This is a genomic window from Streptomyces sp. R44, assembly GCF_041053105.1.
Lineage (GTDB): Bacteria > Actinomycetota > Actinomycetes > Streptomycetales > Streptomycetaceae > Streptomyces.
The window spans coordinates 7900155-7923072 of the sequence record NZ_CP163444.1 but is presented as its reverse complement, the minus strand read 5'-3'; the positions used below and the strand labels follow the sequence as shown (position 1 = coordinate 7923072).

Genomic DNA, 22918 nt, shown 5'->3' with positions numbered 1-22918 from the left:
GGTGAGATGTGACGGACGGTGGGGGCCGGTGGCCCGGTGCGCCGGGCTCTCGCGGGCGGTCGGGCCGGTGGCCCCGGGACCGTCCTCTCAGGAGTCGGCCGCGCGGCGGTCGGTGACGGGCAGCATGTCGGCGTGCGACAGCAGCCGGTTGAGGTTGCGCTCGGTCTCCAGCGACCCCTCCACGCCGATCGCGGGCCCGTCGAGGAGGCGCTGCAGCGCCTTGGCCTTGCCGGCGCCCTTGACGCCGAGGGCGGCCACGGGATCGAGGTCGAGGTCGCCCTCGACGTCGACGAGGCGCACCACGACGTCGTCGCGCTGGAAGACGGTGCTGCCGTAGACGGGGCTGTCGGGGTCGACGGCCGCCTCCGCGTCCTGCTCGGCGAGGAGCCGGGCCAGGTCCGAACCGCGGCCTTCCTCGGCCGGGTAGTACAGGGCGTGGCGCCGCAGGTCGGCCGGCTCGGGGCGGGCGGCGACCACGTGGTGCACGGCGGGCAGGGCCGCCCGGGTGAAGAAGACGCGGGCCGACTCGGGGTCGGTGAGGTCCCGGTCCTGCTCCAGGTAGGGGTTGATGGCCTCCTCGACGGCCCGCACGCCGGGCTGCCGGGCGACGTGCCGCAGCGCGGACAGGAGGTCGCCCTCCACCTCGACGGCCCGCACGACCCGGTTGCCGTGCATGAACAGCGAGGTGCGGCGCAGCCGGGTGTTCTCGTCGACCTGGGCCGCGGGCGACTCGTATCCGGCCAGGAGCTCGGCGACCTTCGACTCGGAGCCGGGCTTGACGGTGAACGTGAGCGCGTGGCGGGTCACTCCGTCGCCGACGCGGGCCGCCACCTGCTCGCCGGCGGCCGTCTCCGGGGTGAGGGGCCGCTGTGCGCCGGTCTCCCGGAGGATGCTGTAGCGCATGGACCGGGTGTCCCGGACGCAGCTGTGCATGGGCTTGACCATCTCGACGTGTTCCTCGCTGTTCACCCAGGCGAGGAAGGGCGGGGCGCTCTCCCATTCGCTGGTGATGAGCCACTGCGAGGGGTTCTCGATGGACTGGCAGAGCTGGTCGCTGATGTGGCCGGGGACGCCGGCCACCTGCTTGCGCATGACCTCGTACGCTTCGAGGAACTGCTGCTGGGCTCCGTCGTACAGGTCGAGCAGCAGGATCACCCGCAGCCTGGACCCGTCGAACACCGACTGCGATATGCGTGCCGTGGTGGTCATACGGCGCACCTCTTCTCGTCTGTGAGTCTGCTCGTCTGTGAGAGCGGGGAAGGACCGCCTGGCTCCGATGGCCGGGGTCGTCATGTACCGAACGTTGGCTCGGGCGCACGTTCTACGCGAGCCCCACGGAGCGGATGAGTGAACCGTGCGTCATTCGGGTGCCCTCCGCGCAGGGTCCGGGGCTGGGCCGGGAAGGCATGTGCATCCCATCCCCGACCCGCGTCACCGGTGACGCTGGAGGCCATCGATGAACCGAAGCGAAGCGACCGGTGAGATCGGACATCGCACGCCCGTCCTCATCGTGGGCGGCTCCCTGGTGGGGCTGTCCACCTCGCTCTTCCTGGGCCGTCTCGGCGTGCCGCACACGCTCGTCGAGCGCCATGCGGGCACGTCGATCCACCCGCGGGGCCGCGGGAACAACGTGCGCACCATGGAGGTGTTCCGCGGCGCGGGGGTCCGGGAGCGGATCCACGAGGCCGCGAGGACCCTGTCGGCGAACAACGGGATCTTCCAGGCGCCGAGCCTGGCGGGTGACGACGGCGAGTGGCTGTTCCGGGAGATCGATCCCGGCGGTGGCCTCGCGCGGTTCAGTCCCGCCGAATGGTGCCTGTGCAGCCAGAACGATCTCGAACCCGTGCTGCTGCGGACCGCGCGGGAGCTGGGCGGGGATCTGCGGTACTCGACCGAGCTGATGTCGTTCGAGCAGGACGCCGAAGGGGTGACGGCGCGGGTCAAGAGCCGGGAGACCGGTGAGCACACCACCGTCCGGGCGGACTACCTCGTCGCGGCGGACGGCCCCCGCAGCCCCATCCGGGAGCAGCTCGGCATCGGGCAGACGGGGCCGGGGGACCTGTTCCACAACGTGAGCATCACGTTCGAGTCGCGCGATCTGGCGGCGGTCGTCGGCGACCGGCGCTTCATCGTCTGCTACCTCACGACCCCGGAGGGCGACGGCGCTCTCCTGCCGGTGGACAACGCCGAGCGATGGGTGTTCCACGCCCCCTGGCACCCCGAACACGGCGAAACGCTGGAGGAGTTCACCGACGAGCGGTGCAGGGAGCACATCCGGCGCGCCGTGGGCGTGCCGGATCTGCACGTGGAGATCACGGGCAGGGCCCCGTGGCACGCGGCGGAGCGGATCGCCGAACGGTACGCGGACGGGCGGGTGTTCCTCGCCGGCGACTCGGCCCACGAGATGCCGCCCACGGGGGCGTTCGGCTCCAACACCGGCATCCAGGACGCGCACAACCTCGCCTGGAAGCTCGCGGCGGTACTGGGCGGCTGGGCCGGCCCCGAGCTGCTCGCGTCCTACGACGCGGAGCGCAGGCCGGTCGCGGAGGCGACGAGCGCCCGTGCCTCCTCGCGTTCGGTCGAGCACAGCCACCCGGGGTACGCCCCGGGGCCGGGCGCGGGCGGGAAGCGGGGCGGGATCCTCAACGTGGCGCTGGGGTACCGCTATCCGCAGGGCGCGGTGCTCGGCGCGGACCCGGCGGTGCCGGTCGTGCCGGACGGGCTCCGTCTGACGGGCGAGCCGGGCAGCCGCGCGCCGCACCTCTGGCTGAACCGGGCGGGTGAACGGATCTCCACCCTGGATCTGTACGAGAAGTCTCCGGTGCTGCTGACCACGGCGGGTGCCGTCGGCGGCTGGTACTCGGCGGCGGCCCGGGTCGCCGAGCGCCTCGCGGTGCCCCTCGCGTCGTACCGGATCGGCGACGGGCCGGACGCGGACCTCTCCCCCTCGGACGGCGAGGACTGGGCGGAGGCCCATGGCGTCACCGTGAACGGAGCGGTGCTGGTGCGCCCGGACGGTTTCGTCGCCTGGCGGTCCGAGGGGACGTCGGAGGACCCGGAATCGGAGCTGAGGGCCGCCCTCACGGCCGTACTCGGCCTCGGGTCCCGGCCGGACGCCCGCTGAGACGGGCGGCGAGGGGGTCCGCGAACCCCGGGGAGCGGACCGCCCCGCCGCCCGGGGCCGGCTCAGCCGTGGGAGAGCAGCGCCGCGGTGAGTTCGGCCGCGCGCCGGTGCCAGAGGTCCGCGCCCCGGAGCATGGCGTGGCCGCCCGTCGGCATCGGGATGCCCGCCGCGTCGGCGCCCGCCTCCCTGGCCCGGCGGACGAACTCCCAGGACTGGCGGGCCGAGGTGACCCGGTCGGTCTCGTCGTGGAGGAGGTAGAGCCGCCGGCCGCCGAGGTGGTCCACGGGCTCGTCGGCGGGGCACCACGGCGCGAGGGCGACCACTCCGCGCACGGCGGGGTCGCCCGCCGCGCGGAGGGCGGCCCGGCCGCCCATGGAGTGACCGAGGAGCACGACGGGCACGGACCCGACCTGCTCCCGGAGCCGCGCGAGCGCCGTCTCGGCGTCCTGGGCGGCGTCCGCGCGTGCGCCGTTCCAGCCGCGGTGGCGGTAGCGCACCTCGGCGACGAGCACGCCCCGGCCCCGGACGGCCCGGGTCACCGCGCCGACGAAGGGGCGCATCCGCAGCGCCGGCAGGTTGAGGGCGGGCGGCGGCTCCGGCCCCTCGGCGCGGCCGCCGTGGAGCAGCAGCACGGCGGCGGTGGGCGCGGCGGGCGCGCTGCGGACGAGGAGCGCGGCCGCGTCGGCACGGCGGGTGGGGCACAGGGTCATCGCGCGGCCTCTCCGCTCGCGTGCCGTCCCGTCGGCCGGGGGACGCACCCGCCCGTGCGGGAGGGATGACCGGGCCGCTGCGCCATGGGGCCTCCAGGGGTCGTGAGGACGGGACACCGTAAGGGGCGAAGTCTGCCAGGCCCAGGTGTCCGTCAGGTATACGGCGCTCCCCGGGCCCTCCCGTCACCGCGGGTGCGTGCCGCCCACCCCATGGAGGGTCCGCTCCACGGAACCCGGCGCGGCTCGTACCCCGACTCGAACGCGCGCACCCGCAAGGATGAGCGCCGCGCCCTTCCCGGCTCCGCTTGCGGGGTGGCGGGTGCGGGGCGTCGGAGAGTGGAGCCCTACGCCGTCGTCCTGTTCGAGCAGGGAGCCTGATGGGCAGCCGCCTGATCCGTCGTTGCCGTGACACCTTCCTCGTCGTGGTGCTCGCCGCCGTGACCGCCGCCGCGCCCGGCGCGCCGGCCCGCTCGGGCAGCGCCTCCGCCGCCGCGCCCGCCTTCGATCCGGGGCCCGCCCGGGCGGCCCTGGAGCGCCTGCTGCCCGCCCGGGCCGCGCAGTTCACCCTGGTCCCCGTGCCGGAGACCCGCTCCGGGGACTCCTTCTCGGTCTCCGGCGCGGCGGGCGCGATCCAGGTGCGGGGCACCTCGCCGGCCACGCTGCTCACCGGGGTGGGCTGGTATCTGGAGCGGGTCGCCGGGGTCGACATCGGATGGCCGGGCGACAGCGTGGGCCGGCTGCCGGCCACGCTCCCCGCGGTCCCGGGCACGATCACCCGCTCGGCGAGCGTGCCGCACCGGTACGCCCTGAACGACACCGACGAGGGGTACTCCGGCGCGTACCGCGACTTCACCTCGTACCAGCGCGACATCGATCTGATGGCGCTGCACGGCGTGAACGAGGTCTTCGTGCCGACCGGGGCCGAATACCCGTACTACCGGGCACTCCAGGGGTTCGGCTACGGCGCGGAGGAGGTGCGGGCCTGGATCCCGGGTCCCGCGCATCAGGCCTGGTGGCTGCTGCAGAACATGTCGGGCTTCGGGGGTCCGGTCTCCGAGCGGCTGATCGAGGCGCGGGCGGCTCTGGGAGGCCGGATCGCGGGGCACCTGCGCTCCCTGGGGATGACCCCGGTGCTTCCGGGCTTCTTCGGTACGGTGCCGCCCGGGTTCGCCGACCGGAACCCGGGGGCGGTCACGGTCCCGCAGGGCAAGTGGGTCGGGTTCGCCCGGCCCGACTGGCTGGATCCGACCGGACCCGTCTTCGGTGAACTGGCCGCCGCCTACTACCGGGCGCAGCGGGACCGGTTCGGTGACACCGCCCTGTTCAAGATGGACCTGCTGCACGAGGGCGGCACGCCCGGGCCGGTCGACGTGGCGCGGGCGGCGGGGGCCGTCCAGGAGGCCCTGGACACCGCGCACCCCGGGGCCACGTGGGTCATGCTGGGCTGGCAGAACAACCCGTCCGCGGCCCTCCTGAGCGGGGTGGACCGGAGCAGGGTGCTGATCGTCGACGGCCTCTCCGACCGGTACGAGGGGCTCGACCGCGAGAAGCAGTGGGGCGGTACGTCCTACGCGTTCGGTTCCATCGCCAACTTCGGCGGCCACACCAGCCTGGGCGCCAACACGGGCGTGTGGGTGGACCGTTTCCGTACGTGGCTGACCAGGTCCGACAGTGCGCTGAGCGGAATCGCCTACCTCCCCGAGGGCACCGGCGGGAACCCCGCGGCCTTCGACCTGTTCACCGAACTCGCCTGGGAGCCGGATCCGATCGACCACCGCGCCTGGTTCGCCGCCTACGCGGCCCGGCGCTACGGCGGTGCCGACCCGCACGCGGCCGCCGCCTGGGAGCAGTTGCGCCTCGGCCCGTACAGTGGGACCTCCGGTACGTGGAGCGAGCCGCAGGACAGCCTCTTCACGGCCCGGCCGAGCCTGACCGCGTCCAAGGCCGCACGCTGGAGCCCGACGGCCATGCGGTACGACGCCGGCACGGTGGAGCGCGCCCTGTCCGAACTGCTCCAGGTGGCGCCGGAGCTGCGGACCTCGGACGCGTACCGCTTCGACGTGGTGGACGTGGCACGCCAGGCGCTCACCAACCGGGGCCGGGCCCTGCTGCCGCGCGTCAAGGCCGCGTACGACGCGAAGGATCTGGAGGGCTTCCGGGCGCTGGTGCGCGAGTGGAACGCCGACGAGGAGCTGCTCGGACGGCTCGTCTCCTCCGACCGGCGTTTCCTGATCGGCCCGTGGCTCGCCGACGCCCGTTCCTGGGGCGCCGACGCGGACGAGAAGGACCGGCTCGAGTACGACGCCCGCTCGATCCTCACCACCTGGGCCGACCGGGGGCCGAGCGAGAGCGGCGGCCTGCACGACTACGCCAACCGCGAGTGGGCCGGTCTCGTCCAGGACGTGTACGCGCCGCGCTGGGCCGCGTACTTCGCGAGTCTCGACACCGCGCTCGTACGGGGCACGGCGCCGGTCGCGATCGACTGGTTCGCCCGGGACGACGCCTGGGCGCGCGGCCGCCAGGGCTACCCGACGGTGCCGACGGGCGACCCGGTCGCCCTGGCGGAGGAGGTGGGGGCGGCCCTGGCCCTGGCGTCCACGGCCGCGCACCCATGAGGCCGTCCCCTCCGGTCATCACCGGCCTCGCGTGAACCAGTTCTTCCTCGTCGCGGACCCGGACTGCTTGTCCGGCCAGGCCGGATCGCCGGGGGCGGCGAACGGGACGGGTGCCGGCGCGCCCGGCGGCGCCGGGGGCAGCGGCCGGGTCGGCGGCTGCAGGTGCTTCAGCCGTGCCCGCCACGGGCCGTCCGCCATCTCGAACTGGACGACGAGGGGCCCCTCGGGCAGCGGTACGGTCTCGCGCCGCTTGCCGATCTCGTTGACCACGTTCTCGTACCGCGGCAGGGTCGTGTGGTCGTCGTGCCCCGCGAGTTCGTAGACGTGGACGATGAGGTTGTCGTCGCCGCGGTAGTGGACGGCCATGTCGGCCACGCCTCCCGTGTGCAGCAGCACCTGGGGACCGCGGTACGGGGCCTCCTCCTCCGTCAGGCGAGGGGCGGCCGCCAGCGGCGACACCCGGACCTGCCAGGGGCCCTCGGCCTGCAGTTTGAGACGCAGCGGGCCGTTCGCCGGGACGGTGGCGAGGAGGCTGCCGTGGAAGTCCTCCTCGGTGCTGTTGACGAGGTTGTCCTCCTCCTTGTTGCGACGGTCGAGCACCCAGAGTCCGGTGTATCCGTCGCCGCTGATGTCGAGCTGGACGACGACCGGACCCGGCGGGAGGCCGGCCACGGTGATCACGTCGTTGTCCCGGCCTGTCTCCGTGTACGGCTCGAAGACGGGCCCGTACGTCCACCAGCCGGCGGTGACGGGAGGGACGGGCGCCATGGGAGGGGCCGACGCGGGAGGGACCGCCGAGGGCGGGACCGCAGCGGGAGGGACCGGCGCTGCGGGGACCGCGAAGGGCGGGGGCGCCGCGGGCGCGACCGCTGCGGGCGGAGGAGCGAAAGCAGGCGCGGGAGCCGGCGTCGGCACCGCGGGCGCGGGAGCCGGCGCGGGCAGAGGAGCCGGCGCGGGAGCCGGCGCCGGCGCCGGGGGCGCCTGCGGCGCGGTCGGTGCCGTCGACCCGCCGGACTCGGCCACGTCCACGCCGTGGTCCGTGGCCAGACCGGCGAGCCCGGTGGCCCAACCCTGGCCCACGGCGCGGAACTTCCATCCGCCCGCCCGGCGGTAGAGCTCGGCGAGGACCATCGCCGTCTCCCCGGCGGCGTCGGTGACGTCGTAGCGCGCGACCGAGGTGCCGTCGGGTGCGAAGGCCTCCACCGAAAGGCCGGCGGCGTCCCTCATCGCGCCGTGCTCCGTCGAACCCACGAGCAGCACGCGGGCGATCTGCTCCTCCACGGCGGTGAGGCCGACCTCGACCCATGCCGTGCCGGCCTCCGCCGCCCCCGCCACTTGCGCGAGCCGGACCGCTCCTGAGGGATGCACCGGGGCGCCGTGGAAGACGACGTCCCCGTCGCCCCTGACCTTCCCCGCCTCGGTGAGCAGCAGTGCCATGGCGTCCACGCCCCCGCGCACCGCGATCCTCAACGGCACGGACGGAACGAATCCGTTGCTTCCCTTGGTCATCTCCCCCACGACACACCGGCCTTTCCCTCGGAGTCCCCACCCAAGACCTTCACAAAGAAGATCTTGCAGTCGCCGGGCCTCCTGGACAAGCTCCCGGACCTGCGGGGCCCCCGCCGCTCCGGGACCGCCCGGAGCGGTCCGGCGTAGGCTTCCCCGCACATGGACAGGGCAGAGGGGGGCGCATGACGGTCGGTGCGGAGCAGAGGTGGGAGTCGGGTCTCGACTCGGTCGTGGTGTACGCGCAGGGCGCGCTCTGCCGGCGCCTGGCCCGGGGCACGGTCCCGCCGGACGGACGGGTGCGGGTGACGGGGCTGCCCCGCTCGCTCGACCCCGGTTCGCTGCGGGCCCGGGTCCTGGGCGGCACCGGGGTGCGGGTCACCGAGGCGCGGGTGGAGGTCGAGGCGGAGCCGTACGCCGAGGGTGCTCCCGACGCACTGCGGCGCGAGGTCGAGCGGCTGCGCGAGGCGCACGAGGCGGCGCGGGCGCGCCGTGACCGGCATCAGGCCCTGATCGGGGAGGTCGGCGGGCTGCGCCCGGTCCCGCCGCCCCGCAAGCGCGAGGACCCGCACCGCCGTACCCCCGTCGACGCGTGGCTGGATCTCGCCGACTTCGTCGACGAGCGGCTGGCGGGTCTCTACGCCCGCCTCGCCGAGCTCGACGAGGCGGTCCGGCTCGCCGCGCACGCGCGGGAGGTCGCCCAGGACCGGCTCCACCGTGCCTCCACCGACGCGCCTTCGGCCCATGTCGCGACCTCGGTCTGCGCCGTGCTGACCCTCGACGGGGCCGGGGACGCGGAGAAGGCCGAGCTGGAGCTGGAGTACGGCGTGCCGGGTGCCGTCTGGGTGCCGACGTACCGCCTCACCCACCGTCAGGGCGACGGCAGCGGCCGCCTTGTGCTGCGTGCCTCGGTGGCCCAGCGGACCGGCGAGGACTGGTCGGGGGTGCGCCTCGCCCTGGCCACCGCCGACCTGCGGCGCCGCACCGATCTGCCGGCGCTCCGCTCGATCCGGATCGGACGCCGTCAGTCCGCGCCCGCGCCCTCCGGCTGGCGGGAGCCCCCGGCGGGGCTCGCCGACCTGTTCACCGGGTACGAGGCGGCGGGCCCGGCGCCCTTCCGCGGCGGTTCCGCGGTGGGAGCCGCCGCGGCCGGTTCGGCGCCCGTTCCCGTGGCGGCACCCGCACCCGCACCCGTACCGGCACCGCCTCCGCCGCCGGCGTTCACCGGGCCGCCGCAGCCCGGTGGGGCGTACGGCTCCGCTCCGGAGGCCTTCGGGGGCATGGTGCCGGGCGTCGCGCGGGCCGCGGCCCCGCGACCGGCCGGCCGGCCGCGCGCCGGTGGCGGGGCCGGCTTCGGAGCCCGCCCGCCCCAGGCCCCCGCACCCCAGGCCCCGGCGGCTCCGGGCGCGGCGGCGCCACCGCCGCCACCGCCGGCGGGCCCGCCGCAGCCGAGCGGCGCCGAACTCGACTACGCCGCCCTCGTGCTGTCCGGTCCCGAGGAGCCGGGCGCTCGCCGTGGCCGGTTGTTCCCCCGTACCTCCTCCGACGCGGTGGCCGACGAATACCGGCGCCGCGCCGAGGCGGTGGCCGGGCTGCCGCTGCCCCGGCACGCGGTGCGCCCGCGTACGTCGGCGGGTTCGTTCGACCACCGCTTCGACGCCGCCGCCCGTGCCGACGTGCCCTCGGACGGCACCTGGCACACCGTCACCGTCGGCGAGATCCCGGTCGTCCTGCACACCGAGCACCTCTGTGTGCCCTCGGTGGAGCAGACCGTGTACGCGACCCTCGTCGTCTCCAACACCACCCGCCAGGCACTGCTCGCGGGCCCGGTCGAGGTCACCGTCGACGACGACCACCTGCTGACCGCCGCGCTGCCCACGCTCGCGGCCGGCGGCGTCCGCCGGCTGGGCCTCGGGCCCGCCGAGGGCGTCCGCGTCACGCGCCGCACGCACCTGAAGGAGTCGACGGCGGGGCTGCGCAACAACATCACCGTGCTCGACCACCGCGTCCACGTGGAGCTGGCGAACCGCCTGGCGGGGCCGGTCACCGTCGAGGTCCACGAGCGGGTGCCGGTCTCCTCCGAGCCGGACGTCCGCATCGAGGAACGCGCCGACTGGACGGCGCCCGAGGACGGCACCGCGCCGGAGCACCACGCCCCGGGCACCCGCGTCTGGCGGGTGGAGCTGCCCGCCGGGGGCACCGCCGCGCTCGACGGCGGCTTCGAGATCCGCATCCCGGCCGGCAAGGCCCTGGTCGACGGCAACCGCAGGAGCTGACACCCACCATGTTCACGGAACCGCAGCCGATCGCCCTTCCCGTCACCGCCGTCACCTGTCTGGAGGACCGCGCCCATGTCGAGCGCACCGCCGTGCTCGACCTGGACGCCGGCGTCCAGCGCCTGCGCCTCGGACCGGTCGGCGCGCTCGCCGTCGACCGCACCCTCCACGCCGAGCTGACCTCCGACCACCCTGCCACCGTCCTCGACGTACGGATCGTCCGCGAGTGGACGCCGCGCGGACCGGTGCCGCCCGGCGAGGAGGACTCCGCCCTCCGTCACCGCGAGCACGCCCTCGAAGAGGAGCGGCTCGCCGTGGAGCAGCACCGCGACCGGCTGCGGGGCCGCCTCGACCTGCTCGGCCGGCTCGCCGCCGACCTGCTGCGGGAGATCGGCGAGGGGGCCGGGTTCGGCGAGTCCGAAGGTCCCCGCTGGGGACGTGAGCTGGACCGCGTGGACGCCGAGCGCGAGACGTACGGCGAGGAACTCCGTACCGTCGAGGCCCGGCTGACGGCCCTCACCGCCGAACTCGCCGGGATCCGGCGGGCGATGGAGCTCGCCGAGGAGGAGCCCGCCGAGCTCGTCGCCCATGTCGAGCTGACGGTGGAGGCGGCGGCCGCAGGGCCCGTACGGCTGCGGCTGAGCCATCTGACCCCGTGTGCCCTGTGGCGGCCCGCCTACCGGGCCGTGCTCGACGGGGGCTCGCTGACCCTGGAGACGGACGCCATGGTGTGGCAGCGCACCGGGGAGGACTGGTCGGACGTACGGCTGACGCTGTCGACCGCGCGGTCCTCGCTCGCCACCGAGCCGCCGCGGCTCGTCGAGGACCGGCTGACGCTCAAGGACCGCAGCGCGGCGGAGCGCCGCACGATCGACGTCGAACTGCGCGAGGAGGAGATCGCGACGCTCGGCCCGGCGCCGGTGGTCGGTCTGCCGGGCGTGGACGACGGCGGCGAGGCGCGGGTCCTGCACTCCCCCGCGCCGGTCTCCGTGCCTTCGGACGGCCGGGCCCACCGGGTGCCGATCTCCTCCTTCCGTGCGCCCGCGGGCGGCGAGTACGCCTGCTCGCCCGAACTGTCCCCGCTGGTCACGCAGGTGGTGCGGTGCGAGAACCTGTCCGGCCACGCGCTGCTCGCCGGGCCCGTGGACCTGGTCCGGGGCGGCGGCTTCATCGGCCGGGGAACGCTGGACTTCACCGCGCCGGGCGCCCTCACCGAACTGGCCTTCGGCAGCCGGGACGACTTCCGGGTGCTCCGGCGCACCGAGGAGTCCCGTGACACCACCGGCCTCACCCAGCGGACGGTGGTCACCCGCACGGTCCGGCTCCATGTCTCCCGGTTCTCCGCCCCCGGGGAGGAGGAGGGCCGGGTCGTGGTCCTGCGGGAGCGGATTCCCGTCTCCGAGGTGTCGGCGGTGGACGTGCGCCTGCGCGCCGAGGCCTGCACTCCGGCGCCCGACGAGGTCGACGACGAGGGGATCGTCCGCTGGACCGTGCGCATGCCGCCCGGCGGCCGCCGTACGGTCACCCTGGTGTACGAGCTGTCGGCGACGGCCAAGGTCGCGGGGCTCTGAGCCCGGGGTCGGGGCGCCGCGCACCCTACCAGCGCGGCGCCTTCCCCACCCCCAACTCCCGCTACTCTCCACATTCGTGCGAATGCGTGCGGTAGTCATGAGGCCGGGAGGAATCACCTTGGTCTTCAGTCTGCGCCGCCGCCACAAGGCCGCCGCCGTCAGCGCCTGTCCGTTCAGCCCCGCGTCCACGTCCGCGTCCGGTGACGCGCCGCGCCGGACCCCCTCATGGGTCCCGCAGGTGACGGACCGCCGGGAGGCGGAGAACTTCGTCCGACAGTTCCATCACGAGCAGCCCGGGGCCGGGGACGTGGCGCGCAGGGTCCGCGAGGTCCTCGCCGAGATCGACCGGACCGGTACGTACGAACACACCCCCGACGAGCTGTCCTTCGGCGCCCGGGTCGCCTGGCGCAACGCCGCCCGCTGCATCGGCCGGCTCTACTGGCGCAGCCTCGTGGTGCGGGACCTTCGGCACGTCACCTCGGCCGACGGCATCGCCGCCGACTGCTTCGAGCACCTGCGCCTCGCCGGGAACGCCGGCCGGATCCGGCCGGTGATCTCCGTGTTCGCCCCCGACCGGCCGGGCCGCCCCGCGCCACGGATCGTCAACGACCAGCTGGTCCGCTACGCGGGGCACCGCACCGCCGAGGGCCGCTGGATCGGCGACCCGCGGGGCGCGGCGCCGACGGCCCACGCCCGCGACCTCGGGTGGAAGCGGGACGAAGAGCCCTTCCAGGTGCTGCCGTTGATGGTCGAGGAGCGCCCGGGCGCGCGGCCCGAGTGGTACGAGCTGCCGGACGGCTGCGTCATGGAGGTGCCGCTCCGGCATCCGGACCACGAGTGGTTCGCGGAGCTCGGGCTGCGCTGGTACGCGGTGCCGGCGATCAGCGACATGACGCTGGAGATCGGCGGGGTGCGGTATCCGGCGGCGCCGTTCAACGGCTGGTACATGGGAACGGAGATAGGCGCCCGCAACCTCGCCGACGCCGAGCGCTACGACCTCCTCCCGGTGGTCGCCGACCGCCTGGGTCTCGACCGCTCCTCGGCGCGCACGCTGTGGCGGGACCGGGCGCTCGTCGAGCTCAACGTGGCGGTGCTGCACTCCTTCCAGCGGGCCGGGGTGACGATGGCGGACCACCACACCGAGTCCGAGCGGTTCCTGCGGCACATCGCGCAGGAGGGCCGGCACGGCAGGCCGGTGCCCGCCGACTGGAGCTGGATCGTGCCGCCCGTGTCCGGCTCCACGACTCCGGTCTTCCACCGCTACTACGACCCGGTGGACGCCTCCGTGCGGCCCGCGTTCCTGGCCCGGGAGAGCTAGGGGGAGAAGGCTTCTGGCACCTACCCGCCGGTCATCCCGTCGCTTCCGCGGCAAGCTCTGGCTGCGGCCGGGTCCGCATGCCCCAGCGGGCGAGAGAGGGGCCGACAGCGCCCAGTGCCGCGAAGAACACCGCCAGCAGGAGCCAGCCCTTCACGCCGAGGCCGAGCACCACCGTGGTGAGGATCGCGGGGGCGAGAGCCTGGCCCGCGCTGAAGCCGAGACCGAGGACACCTTGGTACTGGCCCTGGGCGTGGTCGGGGGCGAGGCCGAAGCCCAGGGCGTAGCACGCCGATGACTCCCAGACCTCTCCCAGGCTGTGGACGAAGATCGCCGTCAGGACCAGTCCTGCCGCGGCCCAGACCGGGGTGTACGCCGCCAGCGCCATCATCGGGCAGCTGACGAGGAAGAGCAGCCCCGCCGTGCGGAACGCCCGGCCGCCGTCGAGCGGGGTCTCGATGCGCGAGCCGATCCTGGTCTGCATCAACACACAGAAGAGGGAGTTGACGGCGAACAGCGCGGCCACCGTCCAGCGCGGCGCTTCGGTGTGCTCGGAGATCCAGATCGGCAGGAGCAGCGAGACCACCGGGTACTGCAGTCCCATGGCCCCGTAGAGGGCGGTGAACGCCAGGAAGGGACGATCCGTGAGGACGAGCCAGCGCCGCTGTTGCGGCGGTGCCGCCAGTACCGGATAGCGGGGCAGCAGGAGCAGAAGCACCGCGCACAGGGCGAAGCTCGCCGCGTTGCCGAGGATCAGCGTGACATAGGCGCCGCGGGTGCCCGCGGCCAGCGCCAACCCCGCACCCACCGTTCCCAGGACGACGCCCAGGTTGACGAACGTGCGCAGCTTCGCCCGGAACAGGGCCGGGCGATCACCCCCGACCCGGGCCACGAGAGCGCCCGCCGCCGCCCCGCCGGCCGCCGCGGCGATCTGGTCGACCGTCGCGACGACCGTGAGCGCGGCCCAGCTCTCGACGAGGACGAGGGCCGCCATCGACACCGCCTGGACCACGAGGGCCGACATCATGATCGTGCGCGCCCCGCGCCGGTCGGCAAGATGCCCGCCTGGTATCCCCGCGCTCAGGCCGATCACTCCGGCGATGGTGAGCGCGGCGCCGACCTGTACCGCGGGCAGGCCCACGATCAAGGTGAAATAGAGCGCCGACGCCGCGTTGAACAGACCATTGCCGACTCGGTTGACGAAAATGGCGGCGATCAGCGCGCGCTCCGGCCTGCTGTCCCCCACGATGCTGCCTATTCGGCCCGCCAGGCCCCCCTTGATCATGGACGGCAGGCTAACAGCGGCCGCTGGTCCAGCAGCAGTCGCACCAAGGTCGAGTGGTCCCTGCGGGAGCGAAGGGGGACGCTGGAACTGAGCGCGTCCGGGGTTCCCGGGCGCCCCGAACGGAGCGCCCGCCCGGTCGGGAAAGGCCGCGTCATGCGCATGCTGCTGAAGGTTCGGATGGACACCGCGGCCTCCAACGAGGCCATCAAGCAGGGCGCCCTGCTGAGGATCCTGGAGGACACGCTCCAGGAAGTCGGCGCGGAATCCGCGTACTTCACCGTCGAGGACGGCTGCCGGACCTGTTACGTCTTCTTCGACCTGGCCGACGCCGCCCAGATGCCGAAGATCTCGCGGCCGTTCTTCATGGAGCTCGGCGCCAAGGTCTACTACGTGCCGGTCATGAACGTGGAAGAGCTCCACCAGGGCATCTCCGCGATCACGCCCGTGTGAACCTCAGGCGGACTCCGCACGGCCCACGTAGCGGATGACCTCGCACTCGTCGAGGATCACCAGGCCCTCGCCGACCAGTTCGTCCAGCTGCGGCAGGAACGCGCGGATCTTCTCCTCGGTGTCGACGATGACCACGGCCACGGGAAGGTCCTCGCTCAGCGACAGCAGCCGCTGGGTGTGGATCAGCGAAGAGGCTCCGAAGCCCTCGATGCCGCGGAACACACTCGCCCCCGCGAGACCGGCCTCGCGTGCCCGGCCGACGATCTGGCTGTACAGCGGTTTGTGCTGCCACAGATCGGTCTCCCCCACGAAGACCGTCACCCGCAGGGCCCTGCCCGTCAGCCTGGTCATCGCCGCCTCCATGCCGTACGCGGCGCCCCGCGCGCGGCGACGGGGCAGACCGCACTTCGAGTCTACGGTCGTGCCTCCACGGGGGTCCTTCCGCACCGGAAGGGGGCCGGCCGGGACGGCCGGCCCCATTCCCCGAGCGGAGCGGGTCAGCAGCCGCTCGTGAGCCAGCGGCAGGCGGTGATCAGCGCGGCGGCGTGCTCCTCGCCACGGGCGTCCTCGGTGCGGACCTCCTCCGGCAGAACCTGCAGGGCATCGATGTCGTACTCCGTCATGACGGTCTCCTTCGCGTGTGTCGGATGTTTGTTCGGTGGGACGCCGGCGGCCTGGGGCCGCCGGACACTCAGGGGTGGGCCGGCCCGTCCTCCGGCAGCCCGGCCCGCGGGCCCCCGCACCGCAGGCGCAGCAGCAGGGAGAGGCTCCCGGCGAGGCCGGTGGCGTACTCGGCGAGGACGGTCCTGCGGTTCTCGTCGGGTACGAGGAGGCGGCCGTCGCGCAGGACGGCCTGGGCGGCCAGGTGCTCGACCAGGAGCTCGGCGCCGGCGCGGTGGCTCTCGTCGCCCGTCAGCACGGCGACGTCCAGGAGGAACTCGGCGTTCCCCGCGAGCCCGTGACAGGTGGCCGGCGAGTCGGTCGCCCTGCCCGCCCGTACCGCGCGGGCCGCGCCGTCCACCAGGTCGCGTACGAGTCTGTCGGACGCGCCGGTCGCCGACCAGAGCCGGACCAGGAAGGTGCCGACGCCGGAGGAGCCGCTGCACCAGTGCCGGGCGAGCTCCGGGGAGCCGGAGAGGTGGCGGGCCCGGTCCACGGGCCACAGCGCACCGGCCGGTCCGCTGCGGGCCGCAGCCGCGAGGCCGGCCCCCGCCTCGGTGGCGGCGTCGAGGAACCGTTCGTCGCCGGTGGCCTCCGCCGCGAGCAGCAGGAAGGTGCCGACGCCGGCCACGCCGTGCGCGAAGCCGTAGTGCCAGGCCCCGGCGAGCGCCGATCCGAAGTCCTCCGGCACCGGCCAGAAGATCCCCTCGGGGGTGCGCCGCGCCGCGGCGAGCAGTCCGTCCGCGGCCTCGGCGGCGCGGTCCAGGAAGCGCGGGTCCCCGGTGGTGCGCCAGAAGTGGAGCTGTGTCAGGCCGGAGCCGGCCACGCCGTGGCAGACGTCGGGGTTGGGGCCGTGGACGGGCAGACCGAGGGCCAGTGCGCGTGCCCGCTCGGCGAGGGCGGTGTCGTCCAGGGCCCGGGCGGCGTCGAGCAGGGCCCAGGCCGTGCCCGCACGGCCGAAGTGCAGCCCCGGGACGGGGCTCGGCAGCGTCTCCTGGCGCCGCGCGGTCCACCGGGCGGCGGTGCGGAGCCCTTCGGCGAGTGCGTCACGGGTCACGGGCGCCGGGAGGCCGAGCCCCGCGCCCCAGTGCCCGAGGGCCCGGGCGAGCACGGCGACGCCGCCGGCCGAGCCGTGCTGGAGGGCCACCGGGTCGCAGGTCTCGCCGAACGAGTCCGAGGCCCAGAGCCGTTCGGGGTCGTACCGCCGCATCGTGGCCAGGAGGTGGGCGATGCCGTCGTGCAGGAGACGCGCGCGCGTGGCGACCGGGTCGGGGTGCTCGTACTCCTCCGGGAGCCGGCAGGTGTCCGCGGCCCGGCCTCCGTCCAGGAACTCCCGCGCCCGGTCCAGGGTCCACCGGTTTTCGGGCGCGTCCCGCGTCAGCCCCAGGATCAGCGGGACGAAGCGCCGTACGCGCGCGTCGTCACGGGCCAGGAGGTGCACGAGGTCCGCCAGACGCCGTTCGTCCGGCCGGGCCGTGTCCCGTGGGAGGTCTTCCGCGAAGACCGGATCCGCTCCGGTCAGGGCGTGCAGGACGGTGGCGCCGAGGGCGTACAGGTCGACGTCCGGCGGCAGGGCGGGCGCCACCTGGTCGACGGCGCGCAGCTCGGGCGCGGTGTAGCCGGGGGTGGCGCCGAGGACCCACCGCTCCCCTTCCCGGGCCGCCATCTCCAGGTCGATGAGGACGAGCCGCCCGTCCGGGGCGACCATGACGTTGTTGGGGTTGAAGTCGTGCAGGGTGACGTCGAGTTCATGGGCCGTGGCGACGAGTTCGACGAGCTGCCGGACCAGGGATTCGGCCGTGCGGTCGTCGGGGCAGCCGCTGCCGTCCCGGGCGAGGCGCTCGGCGACGGTGCGCCGGAGCGTCGCCCCCGGGACGGATGCGGTGGCCAGGAACACGCTGCCCTGCTGTTCGAACACCTCGACGAGCCCCGGGACCCGGTCGGGGCGCACCCGGCCGAACCGTTCGAGCAGCGCGGCCTCGCGGCGCAACAGGTCCCGGACGTCGAGGCCTTCGGGACCGGCGCCCACGTGGGGACGCGCCTGCTTGACGACGACCTGCGCGCCGGTGCGGGTGTCCTCGGCGCGGAAGACGCCGCCCTTGTTGGAGTGCTGGATCGCGCCGCGTACGAGGAAGCGGTCGCCGAGGAGGACGGGCTTGGCGGTGGCCGTGCTGCGCGCCGGGGCGGCGGGACGGTCGGGGAAGGGGTCGCCGGCCCAGTCCGGGGGGCTGAACCAGGCGTTGCGCTCGTCGGCGACCGGCCGGCCCTCGGGGTCGGTGAGGCGCGCGGCGAAGGAGCCGTCGGCGGTCAGTTCGCGGACGCCCTTGAACACGCCGTACCGGTAGAAGACCTGGCTGTCGGGCCGGTAGCGGCGGTCGGAGAGGACGGCGGGGCCCGGAAGTCCCTCGGTGGCCCGGTGGAGTTCCTCGGCGAGCCTGCGGAACTGCTCGTCGTCCGCCGGGTACACGGTCAGGAACTTGCCGCCCCCGCCGCGCGCGAAGCGTCCGGACACCAGCGCGGCGACCTTGGCCGGGCTCCCGGCGAACTTGAAGGCGGCGCGGTGGGCGACGAGGACCTCGGCGGACCGGGCGAGGACGAGCGGCGCGGAGAGCGGGGTGGCGGGGAGGTGGAGCTTCCAGCCCTGGGCCCGTCCGACGGCCGCGCCGCCGGGCACGACGTGGCACCAGAACTCGCCGGGTTCGACGCTCCACGGCTGCTGTGCGCTCCGGGCGATCACGGCGTGCACGATGTCGGGCAACAGGGCCCGGTCCGCGGCGCTTTCGGCGCGCGAGCGCCGGGGGCCGGGGCCGGACGGGGAAGGGTTCGCGGTGCGTGACGCCATCCCTACTGCACCGGCCGCGTGTAGTCGTCGCCCCAGCTGGTGTCCAAGAGGTCCGCGGCGACCGTCCGCGTCGTCTCCGGTGCGCCGTCCTCGGTGGCGACGGTCACTCCGCCGGCGAGCAGGACGGCGAGGAGAAGGAGGCAGCGGACGGCAACGGACATGGTGCGGCTCCTGGTTCGGGAGAGGAGAGGGCGGGCGGGAAGCTCCGTGTCTGACGGGTTCACGCCGTATGTCGGCCTGATGGGGTTTCCCTCGGCCGGACACCACCAGTCCATCCCGGCGAGCCCGCTTGGTCCAGGGCCATGACCTGGCAATACCCTGCATGGCACGGAAGTAGCAGGGCCGCATCACGGGGGAAATGCGTGACTACTGGGGTGGATGTGGACGGAATGCCTCGGCTGGACGCCGGGGCCGTCGCCGTCTTCGCGTACGCACTGGAGCAGGGCGGCCTTGCCGACCGGTCGCCGGACGGGCTTCCGGCGCTCGGGCTCGGCCGGGAGGAGGTCGAGGCGGCCTGCCGCACCCTGCGGCGGCTGCGGCTGCTCCGGCCCGCGCCCGGCCGGAGCGAGGTGCTGATCCCGGTGAGCCCGGACGCGGCCGCGGCGGAAGTGGTCGGCCCGCTGGAGGCGGAGCTCGCGCGGGCCGCCGCGCACGCCCAGTCCCTCCGCGACGACCTGCACTCGCTGATGCCCCGGTACCGCGCCGCGCGGCGCGAGCAGGGCCGCCGGGAGGGCTTCGACGTGCTGCCCGACATGGCGTCCGCGTCCGCGATGCTCACCGAGGAGTCGGCCCGCTGTCGTGAGGAGGTGTTCAGCATCCAGCCGGGCGGGGGCAGGGCGCCGCACCGCCTCGGGGACGCCGTCGAGCGGGACGTGGCGATGCTCCGCCGGGGGGTGCGGATGCGCACGCTGTACCAGCACTCGGCGCGGACGAGCCTCTCCACCCAGGGGTACGTGGAGCGGCTCACCGAGGCCGGCGCGGAGTACCGCACCGCTGCCGAACTGCCCGACCGGGCCGTGGTCTTCGACCGCTCGGTGGCCTTTCTGCCCCGGCGCGCCGACGGGGGTACGGGCGAGGGGGCGGTCCTCGTCCGGGACCCCGACGTGGTGGCGTACCTCTGCCGGGTGTTCGAGCAGCACTGGTCGGGGGCGGTGCCGTTCCGGGGCACCAGCGAGGCCGCGTACAAGGAGGTCGGGCCGAGTCTGCGGCGGGCGCTGGTGGGTCTTCTCGCGGAGGGCGCCAAGGACGAGGTGATCGCCCGTCGGATGGGGATGTCGCTGCGCACCTGCCGCCGTCACATCGCCGATCTCCTGGAGGAGTTGGGCGCGGAGAGCCGCTTCCAGGGGGGTGCGCTCGCGGAGCGCGCCGGGCTCACGGGAGCAGAGGTCACGACGGACGCCGCCAAGGGCTCGGCCCACCGGTAGGGTGCCCTCCGGCAACAGTGTTCTGCGTGGGGAGACATGGGTTCATGGGCGGTCAGCAAGCGGACCGGGGCGGCTCCGTGGTGTTCCAGCCTTTGGCGGCGGACGACCCGACGACGGTCGCCGGTTATCGGCTCGCGGCCCGGCTGGGCGCCGGCGGCATGGGCAAGGTGTACCTGTCGTACACGCCCGGCGGGCGTCCGGTGGCCATCAAGCTGATCCGTCCCGAGTTCGGCGAGGACGCCGAGTTCCGCCGCCGGTTCGCCCAGGAGGTGCGCTCCGCGCAGCGTGTCCAGGGGCTGTTCACCGCTCCCGTCATCGACGCGGACCCCGAAGGCGCGCAGCCGTGGCTGGCCACGGCGTACGTGCCGGGGCCGTCGCTGGCCGACGCGGTGGTGGCGCACGGCGCGCTGCCGGTGGAGACGGTGCTGCTGCTCGTCGCCGGTATGGCCGAGGCGCTGCACGTCATCCACGGCGCGGGCATCGTGCACCGCGACCTGAAGCCGTCCAATGTGCTGCTCGCGGCCGACGGGCCTCGCGTCATCGACTTCGGCATCGCCCACGCGGCCGACGCGACGTCCCTGACGGGCAGTGGGGTCACCATAGGGACGCCGTCGTTCATGGCGCCCGAGCAGGCGGCGGGGCGCAAGGTCACGCCTGCCACGGACGTGTTCGCGCTCGGTCAGGTCGCGGCGTACGCGGCGACGGGCGTCCCGGCGTTCGGCGAGGGGACCGGGCACGGGGTGCTGTACCGGATCGTGCACGAGGAGCCGGACCTGAGCCCCGTTCCGGAGCGGCTCACCGAGCTGGTCACCCGCTGCCTCGCGAAGGACCCGGAGGCGCGGCCGACGCTCGCCGAGATCATCCGGCTGTGCCAGGCCGCGAACGCGGCGACGGTGCTGCGCCGGCCCGAGGACTGGCTGCCGGGCGCGGTCTCCGCCGAGATCACGGCCCGGGCGGCGGCGCCCGCGCCCCCGCAGACCCCTCCGCCGCCGACGACCGCCCCGGCCGCGGCTCCGGCCGCGCCCGCCGGGTACTCGCCCACGGTGCCGGCCGCGCCCTCGACCCCGCCGCCCGGCTACGGTCCGCCGCCGAGCACGGTGACGGCCGCCCCCTCGGTCCCGGCCGCCGCCCCGGTCGCTCCCCCGGCCGCCGCCGCCCCGGCACCCGGCTACGCGTACGCGCCGACGCAGGGCCCGGGCGCTGCCGGGTACGCGCCGACGCAGGGTCCGGGTGCTCCCGGATACGCGCCGACGCAGGGTCCGGGCGCTCCCGCGTACCCGCAGCAGGGCTGGTCCGGCCCGGGGGCGCCGACCGGCTACCACCCCCAGCAGGCGGCCCAGCGGCCGCCCGGGCAGCAGAAGAAGGGCGGCGGGCGCGGTCTCGTCATCGCTCTCGCCGCCGTCCTCGCCTTCGCCGTCGCGGGCGGCGCGACCGCGTACGTCGTCCTGAAGGACAAGGACGGGCAGACGTCGTCTAACGCCGGCGGGAAGCCCAACGGCAAGGGTTCGACGGGCACGCAGGGCAGCGGCGGCACGGGTAACGGGAGCTCCGCCCCGAAGCCGTCGACGGCGCCGGCTCCGCAGGCCGCCACGTACAAGAACATCAACCTCACCGCCGGCTATCACCTGACCCTCGGGGACACGGACGTACGCCCCCAGGACGGGGAGGACAACGGCTACGAGCTCTCCTACGACACCGGCGGCTACCTCGACGCCGAGAGCAGCGGCGGCAACCTGGTCCTGCTCGATCCGGGCCAGGCGGGTTCGCTCGAAGCGTGCCGCGCGGAGACCCGGTTCACCCAGAACATCTACGTGAACAAGCTGTCGCCCGGCCGGCAGGTCTGCGTCACGACGGGCACCGGCCATCTCGGTCTGGTCACCGTCAAGGCCTTCTCCCCGGAGGACTCGCCGAGCACCTACATGACCCTCGATCTGACGGTCTGGCGGAACGCGGCCCCGTCCACGTCGACGGGCTGACGGCCACCGCCGTCGAGGAGAGGGCACGGCCTCTCCTCGACGGCGGCAGCCTGTCCGCGGACGGCCCGGCTCTACTTCAGGTGCCGGGCGAAGAACCGCGCCCCGGTCTCGAGTTCGAACCGCGGGACGCCGGTGTGCCCGCCCATGTTGGCGTGCAGCGTCTTCTCCTCGGAGCCGAAGGCGTCGAACAGATCCAGGGCCGCCTGCCGGTCGTTGCCCTCGTCGTCCCACTGCAGCAGGACGTGCAGCGGGATGGTGACCCGGCGGGCGTCCTCGACGATGGCGGCGGGCACGAGGCTCCCGGCGAAGAAGCCGGCGGCCGCGATGCGCGGCTCGACCATCGCGAGGCGGACGCCGATGGAGATGATTCCGCCCTCGTACCCGACCGGGCCGCCGATCCCGGGCAGCGCCAGGAGGGCGTCCAGGGCGGACCGCCATTCGGGGACGGACTTCTCGACGAGCGGGAGGACGAGGGCGTCGATGAGCTCCTCACCGACCGGCTCGCCGGCCTCCATGGCCCGGCGCAGGTCGGCGCGGGCCTGATCGGCGGCGTCCCAGCGGGGCCGGTCGCCGCTCCCGGGGAGCTCGATGGTGGCGGCGGCGAAGCCGTGCTCCGTCGCGTAGTACCGGGCCCGGGCCGCGAGCCGGGGGTACATCTTGTCCAGCCCGAGCGGCGGGGGGCAGATCAGGATCAGCGGGGCCGGTTCGGGGGCGGATGGGGGCGTCCACAGCATGCCGGGGATCTCGCCGAGGGTGAACGCACGCTCGATGACGCCGTCGTCGAGGTGCCGTTCGGAAGTGAAGTGCACGGTCGTGCCTTTCGGGAGTGCTCGGAGGCGCTCCCGGACGACGACCTATCGCCCGACCGTGACCCCGGAGGGGAGCACCCATGTCGATACTGCGTTCACGGGTACCACCTCCTTGTTCTCTCGCACGGCCTCCGGAAAGGTAGCAGGGGCCGCCGGGGGCCGCCACAGGGTTTTCTTCGGGGCTCTCCGTGCCCTGGGGCGCTATGCTGGCCCCATGCATCTGTCGTCGTGCCTCAGCTGGTGGCGCTCCTCCTAGGAGCGGCCACCACTCGCGCACGACCGGGCCGTTCGGACGAACGGCCCTTTTGCGTTTCCTGGCTCATGGGTCCTGTCGTCCCGACGGCACCACCGACCC

General features: G+C 74.5%; 17 protein-coding genes. 8 read left to right on the top strand and 9 right to left on the bottom strand.

Annotation, left to right across the window (positions count from 1 at the left end):
* Positions 1–87 precede the first annotated feature (87 nt).
* On the bottom strand, positions 88–1209 hold the full coding sequence (locus AB5J54_RS36715) for a SchA/CurD-like domain-containing protein (RefSeq protein WP_369148258.1): 1122 nt from the start codon (positions 1207–1209) through the stop codon (positions 88–90).
* A gap of 247 nt (positions 1210–1456) precedes the next feature.
* Here AB5J54_RS36715 and AB5J54_RS36710 point away from each other — a divergent pair, with 247 nt between their 5' ends.
* On the top strand, positions 1457–3124 hold the full coding sequence (locus AB5J54_RS36710) for an FAD-dependent oxidoreductase (RefSeq protein WP_369148256.1): 1668 nt from the start codon (positions 1457–1459) through the stop codon (positions 3122–3124).
* Positions 3125–3186: 62 nt separating this feature from the next.
* On the opposite strand, the gene AB5J54_RS36705 is transcribed toward AB5J54_RS36710, so the two are convergent.
* Entirely contained in the window at positions 3187–3834 is a 648-nt protein-coding gene (locus AB5J54_RS36705) for a dienelactone hydrolase family protein (RefSeq protein ID WP_369148255.1), read from the bottom strand.
* Positions 3835–4211: 377 nt separating this feature from the next.
* On the opposite strand from AB5J54_RS36705, the gene AB5J54_RS36700 reads away from it, so the two are divergent.
* Positions 4212–6449: an alpha-N-acetylglucosaminidase gene (locus AB5J54_RS36700; RefSeq protein WP_369148254.1), complete on the top strand. Its 2238-nt coding sequence runs from the start codon at positions 4212–4214 to the stop codon at positions 6447–6449.
* 18 nt (positions 6450–6467) lie between these two features.
* Here AB5J54_RS36700 and AB5J54_RS36695 read toward each other — a convergent pair whose 3' ends face one another.
* Positions 6468–7958, bottom strand: a complete 1491-nt coding sequence (locus AB5J54_RS36695; protein WP_369148253.1) for a TerD family protein — start codon at positions 7956–7958, stop codon at positions 6468–6470.
* Positions 7959–8140: 182 nt separating this feature from the next.
* Here AB5J54_RS36695 and AB5J54_RS36690 point away from each other — a divergent pair, with 182 nt between their 5' ends.
* The 3 genes from AB5J54_RS36690 to AB5J54_RS36680 all read left to right on the top strand — a co-directional run bounded on the left by AB5J54_RS36690 (position 8141) and on the right by AB5J54_RS36680 (position 13120).
* Positions 8141–10231 carry a DUF4139 domain-containing protein gene (locus tag AB5J54_RS36690; RefSeq protein ID WP_369148252.1) on the top strand — a complete coding sequence of 697 codons (2091 nt, stop codon included), beginning with the start codon at positions 8141–8143 and terminating at the stop codon, positions 10229–10231.
* A gap of 8 nt (positions 10232–10239) precedes the next feature.
* Positions 10240–11802, top strand: a complete 1563-nt coding sequence (locus AB5J54_RS36685) for a mucoidy inhibitor MuiA family protein (protein WP_369148251.1) — start codon at positions 10240–10242, stop codon at positions 11800–11802.
* Between the two features lie 118 nt (positions 11803–11920).
* On the top strand, positions 11921–13120 hold the full coding sequence (locus tag AB5J54_RS36680; RefSeq protein WP_369148250.1) for a nitric oxide synthase oxygenase: 1200 nt from the start codon (positions 11921–11923) through the stop codon (positions 13118–13120).
* A gap of 31 nt (positions 13121–13151) precedes the next feature.
* Here the strand turns inward: AB5J54_RS36680 and AB5J54_RS36675 are convergent, their stop codons facing one another.
* The gene (locus tag AB5J54_RS36675) at positions 13152–14402 is read right to left on the bottom strand and encodes an MFS transporter (protein WP_369148249.1); all 1251 of its coding nucleotides are present in this window, start codon (positions 14400–14402) and stop codon (positions 13152–13154) included.
* Positions 14403–14561: 159 nt separating this feature from the next.
* On the opposite strand from AB5J54_RS36675, the gene AB5J54_RS36670 reads away from it, so the two are divergent.
* A complete protein-coding gene (locus AB5J54_RS36670; protein ID WP_369148248.1) occupies positions 14562–14852 on the top strand; it encodes a hypothetical protein in 291 nt (96 codons plus the stop codon).
* Between the two features lie 3 nt (positions 14853–14855).
* Here AB5J54_RS36670 and AB5J54_RS36665 read toward each other — a convergent pair whose 3' ends face one another.
* The 4 genes from AB5J54_RS36665 to AB5J54_RS36650 form a co-directional block, all read right to left on the bottom strand.
* Positions 14856–15203 carry a DUF190 domain-containing protein gene (locus AB5J54_RS36665; protein WP_369148247.1) on the bottom strand — a complete coding sequence of 116 codons (348 nt, stop codon included), beginning with the start codon at positions 15201–15203 and terminating at the stop codon, positions 14856–14858.
* Positions 15204–15349: 146 nt separating this feature from the next.
* Entirely contained in the window at positions 15350–15475 is a 126-nt protein-coding gene (locus AB5J54_RS36660) for a hypothetical protein (protein WP_255325155.1), read from the bottom strand.
* Between the two features lie 68 nt (positions 15476–15543).
* On the bottom strand, positions 15544–18249 hold the full coding sequence (lanL, locus tag AB5J54_RS36655) for a class IV lanthionine synthetase LanL (protein WP_369148246.1): 2706 nt from the start codon (positions 18247–18249) through the stop codon (positions 15544–15546).
* A gap of 107 nt (positions 18250–18356) precedes the next feature.
* Positions 18357–18515 (bottom strand): hypothetical protein, encoded by a 159-nt coding sequence (locus AB5J54_RS36650; protein WP_369148245.1) that lies wholly within the window; start codon positions 18513–18515, stop codon positions 18357–18359.
* A 228-nt stretch (positions 18516–18743) separates the two neighbouring features.
* Here AB5J54_RS36650 and AB5J54_RS36645 point away from each other — a divergent pair, with 228 nt between their 5' ends.
* Positions 18744–19778 (top strand): hypothetical protein, encoded by a 1035-nt coding sequence (locus tag AB5J54_RS36645; RefSeq protein WP_369148244.1) that lies wholly within the window; start codon positions 18744–18746, stop codon positions 19776–19778.
* A 44-nt stretch (positions 19779–19822) separates the two neighbouring features.
* Positions 19823–21754 (top strand): serine/threonine-protein kinase, encoded by a 1932-nt coding sequence (locus AB5J54_RS36640; RefSeq protein WP_369148243.1) that lies wholly within the window; start codon positions 19823–19825, stop codon positions 21752–21754.
* 71 nt (positions 21755–21825) lie between these two features.
* Here AB5J54_RS36640 and AB5J54_RS36635 read toward each other — a convergent pair whose 3' ends face one another.
* A complete protein-coding gene (locus tag AB5J54_RS36635) occupies positions 21826–22563 on the bottom strand; it encodes an alpha/beta hydrolase (protein ID WP_369148242.1) in 738 nt (245 codons plus the stop codon).
* Positions 22564–22918: the final 355 nt, after the last annotated feature.

Bases quoted from the DNA above. Each gene is read 5' to 3' on its own strand.
- AB5J54_RS36665 (WP_369148247.1), bottom strand. From the start codon at position 15,203: ATGACCAGGCTGACGGGCAGGGCCCTGCGGGTGACGGTCTTCGTGGGG.
- AB5J54_RS36705 (WP_369148255.1), bottom strand. From the start codon at position 3,834: ATGACCCTGTGCCCCACCCGCCGTGCCGACGCGGCCGCGCTCCTCGTC.
- AB5J54_RS36640 (WP_369148243.1), top strand. From the start codon at position 19,823: ATGGGCGGTCAGCAAGCGGACCGGGGCGGCTCCGTGGTGTTCCAGCCT.
- AB5J54_RS36645 (WP_369148244.1), top strand. From the start codon at position 18,744: ATGCCTCGGCTGGACGCCGGGGCCGTCGCCGTCTTCGCGTACGCACTG.
- AB5J54_RS36660 (WP_255325155.1), bottom strand. From the start codon at position 15,475: ATGACGGAGTACGACATCGATGCCCTGCAGGTTCTGCCGGAGGAGGTC.
- AB5J54_RS36695 (WP_369148253.1), bottom strand. From the start codon at position 7,958: ATGACCAAGGGAAGCAACGGATTCGTTCCGTCCGTGCCGTTGAGGATC.
- AB5J54_RS36675 (WP_369148249.1), bottom strand. From the start codon at position 14,402: ATGATCAAGGGGGGCCTGGCGGGCCGAATAGGCAGCATCGTGGGGGAC.
- AB5J54_RS36715 (WP_369148258.1), bottom strand. From the start codon at position 1,209: ATGACCACCACGGCACGCATATCGCAGTCGGTGTTCGACGGGTCCAGG.
- AB5J54_RS36700 (WP_369148254.1), top strand. From the start codon at position 4,212: ATGGGCAGCCGCCTGATCCGTCGTTGCCGTGACACCTTCCTCGTCGTG.
- AB5J54_RS36685 (WP_369148251.1), top strand. From the start codon at position 10,240: ATGTTCACGGAACCGCAGCCGATCGCCCTTCCCGTCACCGCCGTCACC.
- AB5J54_RS36650 (WP_369148245.1), bottom strand. From the start codon at position 18,515: ATGTCCGTTGCCGTCCGCTGCCTCCTTCTCCTCGCCGTCCTGCTCGCC.
- AB5J54_RS36670 (WP_369148248.1), top strand. From the start codon at position 14,562: ATGCTGCTGAAGGTTCGGATGGACACCGCGGCCTCCAACGAGGCCATC.
- AB5J54_RS36690 (WP_369148252.1), top strand. From the start codon at position 8,141: ATGACGGTCGGTGCGGAGCAGAGGTGGGAGTCGGGTCTCGACTCGGTC.
- AB5J54_RS36710 (WP_369148256.1), top strand. From the start codon at position 1,457: ATGAACCGAAGCGAAGCGACCGGTGAGATCGGACATCGCACGCCCGTC.